The organism is Protofrankia sp. CiP1_Cm_nod2, from assembly GCF_920664355.1.
Classification (GTDB): Bacteria; Actinomycetota; Actinomycetes; order Frankiales; family Frankiaceae; genus Protofrankia.
Map to the genome: position 1 here is coordinate 2,314 of NZ_CAKKTL010000106.1, position 11,173 is coordinate 13,486.

General features: G+C 69.4%; 14 protein-coding genes. 11 read left to right on the top strand and 3 right to left on the bottom strand.

The genetic code is table 11. The features are described from left to right. Window positions 1-397: 397 nt before the first annotated feature. Window positions 398-625, bottom strand: coding sequence for a helix-turn-helix transcriptional regulator (locus NBW84_RS13310; protein ID WP_250285005.1), 228 nt, complete (start codon window positions 623-625; stop codon window positions 398-400). Between the two features lie 77 nt (window positions 626-702). Between NBW84_RS13310 and NBW84_RS13315 the strand changes: the two genes are divergently transcribed. From NBW84_RS13315 to NBW84_RS13325, 3 genes are all read left to right on the top strand, one after another. Next, window positions 703-1,014, top strand: a complete 312-nt coding sequence (locus NBW84_RS13315; RefSeq protein ID WP_250285007.1) for a hypothetical protein — start codon at window positions 703-705, stop codon at window positions 1,012-1,014. A 119-nt stretch (window positions 1,015-1,133) separates the two neighbouring features. Then, window positions 1,134-1,277 carry a hypothetical protein gene (locus tag NBW84_RS13320; protein WP_250285008.1) on the top strand — a complete coding sequence of 48 codons (144 nt, stop codon included), beginning with the start codon at window positions 1,134-1,136 and terminating at the stop codon, window positions 1,275-1,277. 1 nt (window position 1,278) lies between these two features. Continuing rightward, window positions 1,279-1,908, top strand: a complete 630-nt coding sequence (locus NBW84_RS13325; protein WP_250285010.1) for a 5-formyltetrahydrofolate cyclo-ligase — start codon at window positions 1,279-1,281, stop codon at window positions 1,906-1,908. 409 nt (window positions 1,909-2,317) lie between these two features. On the opposite strand, the gene NBW84_RS13335 is transcribed toward NBW84_RS13325, so the two are convergent. Next, complete coding sequence (locus NBW84_RS13335; RefSeq protein ID WP_250285032.1) at window positions 2,318-2,593, bottom strand: hypothetical protein; 276 nt, start codon at window positions 2,591-2,593, stop codon at window positions 2,318-2,320. Between the two features lie 168 nt (window positions 2,594-2,761). Here NBW84_RS13335 and NBW84_RS13340 point away from each other — a divergent pair, with 168 nt between their 5' ends. Beyond that, window positions 2,762-3,589, top strand: coding sequence for an SAF domain-containing protein (locus NBW84_RS13340; protein ID WP_250285012.1), 828 nt, complete (start codon window positions 2,762-2,764; stop codon window positions 3,587-3,589). A gap of 254 nt (window positions 3,590-3,843) precedes the next feature. Continuing rightward, complete coding sequence (locus tag NBW84_RS13345) at window positions 3,844-4,215, top strand: hypothetical protein (protein WP_250285014.1); 372 nt, start codon at window positions 3,844-3,846, stop codon at window positions 4,213-4,215. 26 nt (window positions 4,216-4,241) lie between these two features. Here NBW84_RS13345 and NBW84_RS13350 read toward each other — a convergent pair whose 3' ends face one another. Then, entirely contained in the window at window positions 4,242-4,670 is a 429-nt protein-coding gene (locus NBW84_RS13350) for a hypothetical protein (protein WP_250285016.1), read from the bottom strand. Between the two features lie 416 nt (window positions 4,671-5,086). Here NBW84_RS13350 and NBW84_RS13355 point away from each other — a divergent pair, with 416 nt between their 5' ends. From NBW84_RS13355 to NBW84_RS13380, 6 genes are all read left to right on the top strand, one after another. Next, complete coding sequence (locus tag NBW84_RS13355; RefSeq protein ID WP_250285018.1) at window positions 5,087-5,497, top strand: STAS domain-containing protein; 411 nt, start codon at window positions 5,087-5,089, stop codon at window positions 5,495-5,497. A gap of 446 nt (window positions 5,498-5,943) precedes the next feature. Then, window positions 5,944-7,047: a phosphate ABC transporter substrate-binding protein PstS gene (gene pstS / locus NBW84_RS13360; RefSeq protein WP_250285019.1), complete on the top strand. Its 1,104-nt coding sequence runs from the start codon at window positions 5,944-5,946 to the stop codon at window positions 7,045-7,047. 122 nt (window positions 7,048-7,169) lie between these two features. Continuing rightward, window positions 7,170-8,189 (top strand): phosphate ABC transporter permease subunit PstC, encoded by a 1,020-nt coding sequence (gene pstC / locus NBW84_RS13365; RefSeq protein WP_250285028.1) that lies wholly within the window; start codon window positions 7,170-7,172, stop codon window positions 8,187-8,189. Next, complete coding sequence (gene pstA, locus NBW84_RS13370; protein ID WP_250285020.1) at window positions 8,186-9,244, top strand: phosphate ABC transporter permease PstA; 1,059 nt, start codon at window positions 8,186-8,188, stop codon at window positions 9,242-9,244. Before pstC ends, pstA begins: the two co-directional genes overlap by 4 nt. A gap of 104 nt (window positions 9,245-9,348) precedes the next feature. Then, window positions 9,349-10,125, top strand: coding sequence for a phosphate ABC transporter ATP-binding protein PstB (gene pstB / locus NBW84_RS13375; protein ID WP_250285021.1), 777 nt, complete (start codon window positions 9,349-9,351; stop codon window positions 10,123-10,125). A gap of 304 nt (window positions 10,126-10,429) precedes the next feature. Further along, on the top strand, window positions 10,430-11,167 hold the full coding sequence (locus tag NBW84_RS13380; RefSeq protein ID WP_250285030.1) for a winged helix-turn-helix transcriptional regulator: 738 nt from the start codon (window positions 10,430-10,432) through the stop codon (window positions 11,165-11,167). Window positions 11,168-11,173: the final 6 nt, after the last annotated feature.

The following is an 11,173-nucleotide window of genomic DNA, read 5'->3' on the forward strand; positions in this document are numbered from 1 at the left end:
CAGGGCCGCTGAGGAGGGGCCGCTGAGGAGGGGCCGCTGAAGAGGGCATCTGTCGGTACGGTGCGGCATCCGGCCGGGGCGGTGCCTCCGGTGGGACTGCTGTCCGGGACCGTTGTCCCCGGCGGTCGTCCTGCGTGGCCTGGAGGCGGGCGTTCGCCGTCGGGAGGGCCCGGGCCCGGCGGGCGGAAGAGCCCCGGAGTATCCGTCGGACAGTGCTCGGCCGGATCCGCTGCGGTTGTGTGCTCGAGTGTCGGAAGCCCGCTGATGCGGGTAGGCCGATCATCTGTCACACGGTGTTGCCCGGGATCCCCGCCGGGGGGTTCCGGGCCGTGCGCTCCCCGTCCGCCGGCTTGTCTGGCGGCCCGCGAAGAGCGACGATCGCATCGGCCTCGGCCGGTCAGATCTTTCGCCGTCGGTAGTACTCGACGATCCACGCGTCGATGTCGCGCTTGCGCCAGACCCTGGTCCCTTTGGAGCCCTCGGTCGGCGCGTTGACGATCTGCAGGGGGGGAGGGAACTGCGGGTCTTTGCGCGTCCAGTAGTCAACCGCCTGGCGCGTGATCTTCAGCTGGAACGCTATGTCCCCGATGCCAACCAAACGCTCACCGTCGTCCACGCGGAACATCGTAGCCTCTTTGCTAACTGTCAAGGTTACCGCTATGGTTTGTTTTGCTAAACAGCAAATATTTTGGGAGGACGTCGATGGTGACACCGGTGGCCCGTCGTGCCGGCGTTCGAGCGATGCTCGACCGAGACGAAGCATATGATCAAGACCCGAATGGGGAGCCCCCGATCTCGGTGCTCCGTTACCGCCGCGCCCTGCGGGCGGCGATCGATGTCGGGCCCGAGTTCGTGGCAGAGCAGGGAATGCCCAGGTCAGGGGCGGAAGCCAAGGCATACTCGGCAGGCGTGCGCGACGCGCTGGACACGGTCGTGGGCGCTATCGCACGGGGAATCGAGCGTGTCCAGGACCCGGCCCCCCCGGCCGACGAGCCCCCGCGGACCGAGAAGTGACTGGTACGACACCCCCGGAGCGGGGCATACGGGTTCAGGGGGAAGACCGACCGACGCCGGACGAGCCAGGTGGGCCGGACGGGGCTGCCGGACGCTTCCAGCAGGCAGGAGGAGCGCTCGTGTGGGACGAGGAACGGTCCGACGACGACCGTGACATCGGTTGGGGTGACGACCAGGGCTGGTCGGAGGGGGAACTGGATGCCGACCTCGAGCGGTTGCGTGCCGAGCGCCCTCCGCACCACATCGAACGGGACGTCCGCTGACGTGCGCGAGGACGGGACCAAGACGTCGCTGCGCGCACGCCTGCTCGCGGCGCGAGCGGGCCGGCTCGCTGGTACGGACCACCCTGTCGTCGCGGGGGCGGCCGAGACGAACGGCGCCGCGACGACGGCTCGGCGGATCCTCGATCTCCCGGAGGTCGCCTCGGCCCGCTGGGTCGCGGCCTACGCGAGTCTGCCCGGCGAGCCCGAGACCGGCCGTCTGCTCGGACGGCTCAGGGAGAGGGGGATACGGGTGCTGCTGCCGTCCATGCGGCCCGATCTCGATCTGGATTTCCGGGAGTACACGGGCGCGCTGATCGCCGGCGCGTTCGGTACCCGCGAGCCGCCTCTCGGTGCGGCCGTCTTCGATCTCGACCAGGCGGATGTGATCATTGTCCCGGCGCTGGCGGTCGACGCGCACGGCCGCCGGCTCGGTCGTGGCGGGGGGTCCTATGACCGGGCGTTGCGGCGGGCGAGGCCGGACGCCCTGTTCGTGGCTGTCGTGCACGACAACGAACTGGTTGATCGTGTTCCCACCGAGGCGCATGACGTCGCCGTTCATGTCGTTGTCACGCCGAGAGTCACGTTGCGTTGCGAGACGGTCGATGGCATGCAGAGTCAATGCTCACAGTGATGCTTTGGGGTGCGTGATGTCCGCTGTGTCACTTCGGAGTGTCACTCCGCGGAGCGAAGGCCGAAAGATCATGCTCTGTGGACGGGGGCCCGCGGGCTGACCTGGAGAGACCTGGAGAGACCTGGAGGGGGGTGTCCGGAGAGTAGGGCGCCGGGCTGTTCGCGGCTCTCGGGGTGCTCTTGGAACGCGCGGGGCGCGTCTCGGGTTAGAGTTAGCAGTCGTCGAAGTCGAGTGCTAACTCCGGGGAGGAGTCCGTGCCGCGCTACGAGTACCGCTGCACCGCATGCGATCGTGACCTCGAGGTTGTGCAGAGTTTCCATGACGCGGCGCTGACCGAGTGCCCCACCTGTAGCGGCAGACTGCGCCGGGTGTTCAGTTCGGTCGGGGTCGTGTTCAAGGGCTCCGGTTTCTACAAGACCGACAGCCGGTCCGGTAGTGGCGGTGGCGCCCGGGACAGAGCGAAGGACAAGACCGGCAAGGATGCCGGTGTTGGTACGTCGAGCAAGGAGACAGTGGGCGCTGGTGCCGCCGCCAGCGGCTCGGCGGAGGGCTCGTCGAGCGCGTCCAGCTCGTCGGCCTCCACCGGCTCATCGGCCTCCAGCAGCTCGTCGGCGTCTACCAGTTCGTCGTCGTCGGGATCGTCCGCTTCGGGTACCGCCGCGGCCTGAGGGCCGGCTGCTGCCACGCACGTCCTCGGGTGTCGCGGCGCTCCGGTCGCGAGTCGCTATCCACAGGTTATGACGCTGGATGGCGCTCCGCCGCGAGTTGTCCACAGCGCGCGGCCGAGCGATGACGCCGGTTCGCCGGACGACTAACGTGATCTTCGTTCTGTCGGACGATGATCGCGGAGGTCATGATGTCGCTCGTCGGACGCCAGGCGGTCCGTCCTGGATACAGGCGCGCCTGGCGGATCGCGGTCGGCGCACGACGTCGGGTGCTGGCGGCTGTTCTCGCCGCTTCGGCCATGCTTTTCGCCGTCGCGGCGGTGCGTCCGGCACGGCCGCCGTCCCCGACGCCGGTGGTGGTCGCGGCCGCTGATCTGGCGGGTGGGGCCATCATGGCGGCGACCGACGTCCGGACGGCGTCGTTGCCGACGGACGTTGTACCGGCTGGCGCCGTACGCAGCCCGCGGGATGTGGTCGGACGCACGCTGACGGCTGCGGTTCGACAGGGCGAACCGATCACCGATGCGCGCGTCCTCGGCCCCGGGCTGATCACACGGAGGCAGGCGGCGGCTGGCCTGGTGGCCGCGCCGGTGCGTATCACCGACGCCGGCTCGGTCCTGTTCCTGCGTGTCGGCGATCATGTGAACGTACTGGCAGCCGCCACCGACGTCGGTGGCATGCCGCTGTCGCAGCCGTGGGATGGGACGACAGCTGTGGACCAGCCCGCGGGCCGCCCCACGGATCGTGCCGGGCCCGCCGCCGAGGGGCCGGTGACGCCATCGGCGCTGGCCCCGCACGCGCAGGTCCCGCGCGCGGAGGTGGTTGCCTCCGACGTCGTCGTTCTCGCGCTTCCCGGGGCCGGGGAAACGGCGCAACGCGCTCCCGGCACGGAAGAAGGCGCACTGGTCATCGTTGCCACGACCGCCGGGGTGGCTGCCGCGCTCGCGGGCGCGGCGGTGCACGCCAGGCTGTCAGTGACCGTGCTGGGCGGGCCGTCCATGACCGATACACCGTGATCGGCACACCGTGACCGGATCCGGTGGTGTCGATTTTCGCGATCAACTACGCTATGAAGTTAAGACAAAACGGAAAGTTTTAACCCGGTGTACGAGGCTCGGGCTGTGCGTGCTTGTATCGGGCTTGTCGGCCGAGCGGGCTTTGGCCGCCCCGGCACGGGACTGTTCGCGACAACTGATCCGTGCCGTTGGTAACTCGGCCTGGTAACTGGGCCGCAGCGGAGCGGCCCAGAGACACACAGGAGGGAACGACGATGGGTGTCTCCATCGACGATGGTGCCTGTGGCGCGTGGCAGCGCGTGCCCGAGGAGGTCGTCTGCCGGTTCGAGGGCCTCCCGGGAGCGGCGTACGAAGTGCCGGACGAGGTCACGTGCGCCCTGGAGAGCGGGCATCCGGACAGGCACATGGCCGTTCTCCAGGGCTGGGGGAATCAGGAGGCGTGGCTGGTCTGGAGCACACCCGCGACGGTCACCGCGCCTGGGTGCCGCGCCGAGGGCCTCACCTGCCTGCTGTCGGCGGGACACGTCGGTCGTCATCATGTGATCATGACTGACGTGGTGGAGGACGAAGGCCCCTACTGGTGCGACAGCCGCGCCGACCTTGAAACGCGGCGTGTGCGTACCTGACGGCTGGTCGGCGCGGACCGTCGTGCTCACCCGTGGCCGGCGGCCTCGTCCGCGCCGTCCACGCTGAAGATCAGAACGACGTCGGTGTCGCTGGCGAAGTCAACGAGACGGGCGTGGGCGGGCAGCCTGCCGAGCAGCCAGGAAAGATCGAAAACGGTGGTCCCTTCGCAGATCGTGACGGCGTGCTCGGGTGACGCGGGGCTGTCCGGGCGTGGGCGTGGCGGGTCGTTGCTTGCCGCCCGTGGCTGGTCGCCGGGCTCGCGGGCGGCACACGCGGCGGCGGTGAGGGCCGCGGCAAGGCGGTGGGCCTCCTGCGCAGCCAGGTACGTGGCGTGGTCGGTACCGGGCAGCGGCGACCGGACACGGAGCAGGATCGTCGCCGGCCCGATACCGGTACCGGGCTGGACGCCGATGCTGATCTGAGCGCCGTCGGCCCGGCTGACGAGGGTGGACACTCGGTCGTTCCCTGATCGGGACTGTGCTGCTGCGTTGGTCATGTGACCAGCGTCGTTGGTGATGGTTGCCGGATCCATCCCGTTAGACGGGGAGTTTTACTGGCTTGTCTGTTTTTGTGCTGATATATTCGCCTGTCGGGAGCCCATCTGTCGCCAGTGGCCCCGTCACGAGGGGCGGGTCGCGTTGGGCGGCTCGCTGGGCAGGTCACCGAGCCGGTCACGGTCGGCCGCGGGGAGCCACGGTTGTTCATGGCGGTTGCCCGCAAGGGGCCGTGGTTGTGCGCAAGGAGACAGTGTGGATTTTCGCGGTTCGGGGTAGAGCCGGGGGTGTCACGCCCGATCAGGGGCGGGCAGCGACGTGGGAGCGCACCGGCCAGCTCCCGTGCCGCTGGGGACGTCCGGTCGGTCCGGGAGCCATGTATCCCAGCGTTCGTGTCGAGGTGAGTGGCCGGCAGGCCATGGTCGTCCGTCCCATCGGTGACGTTGACTACTCTTCGCTGGAACCTCTGCGCGAAGCGCTGCTGGACGCGCGGATCGCCGGGGCCAGGGACATCATCGTGGACCTCGCCGAGGTCAGCTTCATGGACTCGCAGGGCCTCGCCGTGATTCTTTTTGCGCATCAGCGCCAGCGTTCCGTCGGCGGTCGTCTCATTCTGCGCAGCCCCAGCGAGGAGATCACTCGGTTGCTGCGTGTCACCAATGTTGCCCATGTCATCGACGTCGAGAGCGCGAACAGCCAGCGTGGCCCCGCTGCTCCACACCCTGGGGAGCATGCCGGGGGGCGTACCGGGGGAGAGGTCCCCCGGCGTTCCCAGTGGCGCGGATAGGCTCGCGGACACACTGCCCGGCGTGTTCCGCGGCCCCGGCGTAGCCGGCCGGACGCATCACGGAACGTCCCGACGCCCAGCCCCGCCGTCGGGGCTGACCACCGTCCGCGCCGCTGGCCGCGACATTTTCGCGGCTTCGCCCGGCGGGCGCCGACGGTCGTCGGCGCGAACAGCGGACACGAACAGCGGACGCCGGTGGGCCAGGGGAGGCCCATGCCGCCGGGCTACCGGTTTGCCGTGGCGCGGGCGTGTCGCGGCGGCCGGGGCCCACCCGCCGCGACCTGCGCGGCCGCTTCGCCCGATCCCGGATGTGTTCTGATCAGCGTCCGTTTCGCGTCCGCTCCCATTCATCTTTCGTTCATTCTGAATCGCTTCGATTCTCGCCGGCACCCCGGTCCGGGGGCGGACGGAGCAGCGCTGTTGCGCTGAAGTCGAAGGGTCGCTTTGTGAACATAAGGAAGCGTCAGGTCGCGGTCGTGGGCCTTGCGATGTCGGCGGTGCTGGGGGTGGCCGCCTGCGGTTCCGACAACGAGGAGGTGGCGACGCCGGGAGGCGGCAGCACCACGTCCGCGATCTCCTGCGCGACAGGGTCGATCACCGCGTCGGGCTCCTCGGCGCAGAAGAACGCGATAGACGAGTGGGTGAAGAAATACCAGCAGGCGTGTGCCAGTTCGTCGATCAACTACCAGTCGGTCGGCTCCGCCGCGGGCAGGCAGGCGTTCGTCGACGGCCAGACGGCGTTCGCGGGTTCGGATTCGTCGATCAAGGATGACCAGGCGGCCAACGCGGCCAAGCGCTGCACCGGCGGCCAGCTCGTCGACCTGCCCATGGTCGCCGGCCCGGTAGCCGTGATCTACAACCTCGCCGAGGTGAAGGACCTGCAGCTCAGTGCCCCGACGCTGGCGAAGATCTATTCTGGTGCGGTCACCAGGTGGAACGACCCCGTGATCGCGGCTGACAACCCCGGGGCCTCCCTGCCGGACAAGGCGGTCGTCTCGGTGCACCGCTCCGACGGCTCGGGCACCACGGACAACTTCACCAAGTACCTCGACGGCGTCGCCAAGGCCGACTGGACGCACGGGTCCGGCTCCGACTGGAAGGCCCAGGGCGGCCAGGGCTCCAAGGGCAGCGACGGGGTGACCCAGACCGTCAAGTCGACCACCGGCGCCATCGGCTACGTCGAGCTGTCCTACGCGGAGAACGCCGCCCTGTCGACAGCAAAGATCAAAAATGGTGCCGGTGAGTACGTCACGGTCAGCACGGACGCCGCGTCCAAGGGCCTGGGCACAGCCAAGATCGCCGAAGGCAACGACCTGAAACTGACCTTCGACTACGCCGCGGCGACATCCGGCGCGTACCCGATCTACCTGGTCACCTACGAGATCACCTGCACCAAGGGCCTGCCCGCGGACCAGGCCGCGCTGGTGAAGTCCTTCCTGACCTACACCTCCTCCGCGGACGGTCAGGCCGCTATCGCCAACCTCGGTTACGCTCCGCTCCCGAGTGGGCTTGCAGCGAGGGTGCGCTCGGCCGTAGCGACAATTTCATGATTCTGAAACGGCGATCCGGTACCCACAAGTCCTGACCGGACGATCCATCGCTGTGCCCGCCCGCCCGCCGCGTGAGGCGGGCGGGCGGGCACACTGCCTGACACAACCTGTTGAGAGGCATGATGAGCAGTGAGCCGGACGGCCCCCGGAAAGGCTCGCCGGGGAACGACGCCGCCGTGGCCACGGCGGAGCCCACCAACAGCAGCGACGGCGCCCGGGCCAGACCCATGGACGCCCTGTTCAAAAACCTGACCCGGTCGGCCGGTCTCGGCCTTCTCGCGCTCATCGCCGCGATCGCGGCCTTTCTGGTGCTGGAGGCGACGGACGCCCTCAGCGCCAACACCGGCAACTTCCTGACTACCACGGAGTGGTTCCCGAACGGCTCGCCGCCGGTCTTCGGAGTCGCGGCCCTGCTGTTCGGCACGCTGCTCACGGCCGTCATAGCAATGGCCATCGCCGTGCCGGTGGCGGTCGGCATCGCACTGTTCATCACGGTGTACGCGCCTCGCCGGTTCGCGGCCCCGCTGGCGTTCGTCGTGGACCTGCTCGCCGCCGTCCCCAGCGTCATCTTCGGGCTGTGGGGCCTGATCGTGCTCGTCCCGCGCATGGAGGGCGTCCAGAAGTTCCTCACCGACTATTTCGGCTGGATTCCGCTGTTCGCCACCGACAACAGCGTTGTCGGACGTTCGATCTTCGTCGCGTCGGTCGTCCTGGCCATCATGATCCTGCCGATCGTCGCAGCCCTCTCCCGGGAGGTCTTCCTCCAGGTGCCGATCGCGCACCGGGAGGCCGCTCTCGCTCTCGGCGCGACCCGGTGGGAAATGATCCGCACGGCGGTGCTCCCGTACGGCCGGCCGGGAGTCATCAGCGCGTCGATGCTCGGGCTCGGGCGCGCGATGGGGGAGACGATCGCGGTCGCCCTGGTACTGCCCGCGTCCTTCGGCATCTCCTGGCAGATCCTGTCGCCGGCCGGCAACACCATCGCCGCGAACGTGGCGAACGGCTTTGCCGAGGCCAACAGCGTCGGTCGCGGAGCGCTCATCGCCTCCGGTCTCGTCCTGTTCGTCGTCACTATGATCGTCAATATGATCGCCCGGGCCATCATCGCCCGCCGACGTGAATTCTCAGGTGCCGCCGCATGAGTACATCGACTGCCGCCATGGCCGCCGCCCCCGGTGGCCTGCATCTGGTCGGCCGACGGCTGCCGCGGGCGGTGTTCCCCGCGATCGGCGCCGGTGCCGTCGCCGCCACCGTCGTGCTGTACGTGCTGGCCCCGATAACGAGCCGGATCCAGTTCGTGCTGATCGCCGGGGCGCTCTACCTGATCGGCCAGACCGTGGCGTCGATCGCCGTCGAGGGCTCCCGGCGGGCCACCGACCGTGGCGTCACCACCCTGGTGTACCTCGCCTTCCTGCTCGCGGTCATCCCGCTGGTCGCGGTGTTGGCGAGCGTGATCTCCAAGGGCGCGCAACGCGTCGACGTCAATTTCCTCACCCACTCCATGCGGAACATCGGGGCGCGGGACGCCGGCGGCGGCATCTACCACGCCCTGATCGGGACCCTGGAACAGATCGCCCTGGCCAGCCTTCTCGCCGTTCCGTTCAGCCTGCTGGTAGCGATCTACCTGGTCGAGTACGGCCGGGGCCGGATCAGCCGGACCATCAGTTTCTTCGTGGACGTGCTGACCGGCCTGCCCTCCGTCATCGCCGGTCTGTTCATCCTGGCGTTCTACATCCTCGCGCTCGAGCAGAAGCCAACCGGTTTCGCCGGCGCGCTCGCCCTGACGATCCTGATGATCCCCGTTGTGGTGCGCTCCGCCGAGGAGATGCTCAAGCTCGTCCCGAACGATCTTCGGGAGGCCAGCTACGCGCTCGGTGTCAGCCGGTGGCGGACGATCGTCAAGGTCGTGCTCCCGACCGCGCTGCCGGGGATCGTCACCGGGGTGATGCTCGCGGTGGCCAGGGTCGCCGGTGAGACCGCGCCGCTGCTGCTGACCATCTTCGGGACCGACTCCATCAACTTCAACCCGTTCTCCGGCCCGCAGTCGGCGCTGCCGCTGTACATCTACTCGCAGGCCGGCCAGCCGCAACAGGTCGCCATCGACCGGGCCTGGGGTGCCGCGCTGACGCTCATCGTCCTGGTGATGCTGCTCAACGCGGCCGCGCGACTGATCGCCCGGCTGGCCAGGGTCCGGTGATGCTTTCCTCTCCTGCCCCGTCCACGCCGTCCACGCCGTCCACGCCGTCCACGCCGTCCATGCCGTCCGTCGAACGACCGAAGCGCGAGAAGCCGAGGTAACCCATGGCCACCCGTATCGATGTCTCCGGGCTGACCGCCTACTACGGAAAGTTCAGGGCCGTCTCCGACATCCACTTCAGCATCGAGCCGAAGAGCGTCACCGCGTTCATCGGGCCGTCCGGCTGCGGCAAGTCCACGGTGCTGCGCACGCTCAACCGCATGCACGAGGTGCTGCCCGCGGCCCGGGTCGAGGGCCGGGTGCTCCTCGACGGCGAGGACCTCTACGGGCCGGGGGTCGACCCGGTGAACGTGCGCCGCGCCGTCGGGATGGTCTTCCAGCGGCCGAACCCCTTCCCGACGATGTCCATCTACGACAACGTCGTCGCCGGGCTGAAGCTCAACGGCACCCGCAAGAAGTCGCTGCTCGACGAACGGGCCGAGGAGTCGCTGCGCGGCGCTAACCTGTGGGAGGAGGTCAAGGACCGGCTCGGCCGGCCCGGCGCGGGCCTGTCCGGCGGCCAGCAGCAGCGCCTGTGCATCGCCCGGGCCATCGCCGTCGAACCGCAGGTGCTGCTCATGGACGAGCCGTGCTCCGCCCTCGACCCCATCTCCACCCTGGCCATCGAGGATCTGATCACCAAACTCAAGTCCAGCTACACGATCGTCATCGTGACCCACAACATGCAGCAGGCCGCCCGGGTCAGCGACACCACGGCGTTCTTCACCCTGGACCGGACCGGCGACCCCGGCCGGCTGGTGGAGATGGACCGGACCGAGAAGATCTTCTCCAATCCGACGGAGAAGCGTACGGAGGAGTACATCACCGGACGCTTCGGCTGAGCCGGTCCCCGTCGTGTCCGTAAGCCCTGTCGTGGCCGCGGGCCACTCCGCAAGCCCTGTCGTGGCCACAGGCCACTCCGCAAGCCCTGTCGTGGCCACAGGCCACTCCGCAAGCCCTGTCGTGGCCGCGGGCCACTCCGCGGGCCGTTGTGGAGCCGTCACGATCCCTTGGATGCGTCCTGTGCGGCCAGCTGATGACGAGTCCGTGCCGGTGGAGCGGTGCCGTGCGGTCGACGAGCCCACGGCGGCCGGCCCGCCGCGTCCACCGGTGCCGGTGCCGGTGCCGGGCCCGCTGGCGCCTGGTCTGCTGTCGGTACCGGTGACGTCGGGCTCAGCAGCGCCGCCGGGCCCGACACTGCTGGTCGCCGACGCCGCCGCGGACACCGAACTGCTCACCGCCCTCGCCGACGAGGGCATGGGGGTCAGCGTCGTCCCCGACGGTGCCCGGGCGCTGCTGGAGATCGGCCGTCTCGCGCCAGCGGTGCTGCTGATCTCCGCCCGGCTGCCGATCGTGGACGGGGTGACGGTCGTACGGACCGTCCGTACCCGGGACGACATGCCGATCCTGCTCGGGGTCGGCCCGCAGGACCGGCGGCAGGCGGCGGCGGGGCTCGCGGCCGGCGCGAGTGCCTGCGTCGCCAAGCCCTACCGGGTCAACGAGGTCCTGGCCCTGGCCCGGTCCATGCGGGGGAGCGACCTGGAGCGGGCCTGGCCCACGGTGCTGCGAGCCGGAGCGATCACCCTGAACCTCGCCGCCTACGACGTGTGGGTGGACGGCATCCCGGTGCGGCTGCCGCCGCGGGAGTTCAGGCTCCTGCGGATCCTGCTGGAGCAGGCCGGATCCGTGGTCACCCACCAGACGCTGCTCGAGCGTGTCTGGGGCACGAGCAGCCACGAGACGAACACGCTCGCCGTGCACATCCGCCGGCTGCGCGGCCGCCTGGGGGATACGGGGAAGGCGGGGAAACCCCGGCTGATCGAGAGCGTCCGCGGTGTGGGCTACCGCCTCCGCCTCGCGGACAGCCCGATGCCCGGCCCCTGACCCGAT

Excerpts from the sequence above, each read along its gene's own strand:
- NBW84_RS13310 (WP_250285005.1), bottom strand. The coding sequence starts at position 625 with ATGTTCCGCGTGGACGACGGTGAGCGTTTGGTTGGCATCGGGGACATA.
- NBW84_RS13315 (WP_250285007.1), top strand. The coding sequence starts at position 703 with ATGGTGACACCGGTGGCCCGTCGTGCCGGCGTTCGAGCGATGCTCGAC.
- NBW84_RS13340 (WP_250285012.1), top strand. The coding sequence starts at position 2,762 with ATGATGTCGCTCGTCGGACGCCAGGCGGTCCGTCCTGGATACAGGCGC.
- NBW84_RS13345 (WP_250285014.1), top strand. The coding sequence starts at position 3,844 with ATGGGTGTCTCCATCGACGATGGTGCCTGTGGCGCGTGGCAGCGCGTG.
- NBW84_RS13355 (WP_250285018.1), top strand. The coding sequence starts at position 5,087 with ATGTATCCCAGCGTTCGTGTCGAGGTGAGTGGCCGGCAGGCCATGGTC.
- pstC (WP_250285028.1), top strand. The coding sequence starts at position 7,170 with ATGAGCAGTGAGCCGGACGGCCCCCGGAAAGGCTCGCCGGGGAACGAC.
- pstA (WP_250285020.1), top strand. The coding sequence starts at position 8,186 with ATGAGTACATCGACTGCCGCCATGGCCGCCGCCCCCGGTGGCCTGCAT.
- pstB (WP_250285021.1), top strand. The coding sequence starts at position 9,349 with ATGGCCACCCGTATCGATGTCTCCGGGCTGACCGCCTACTACGGAAAG.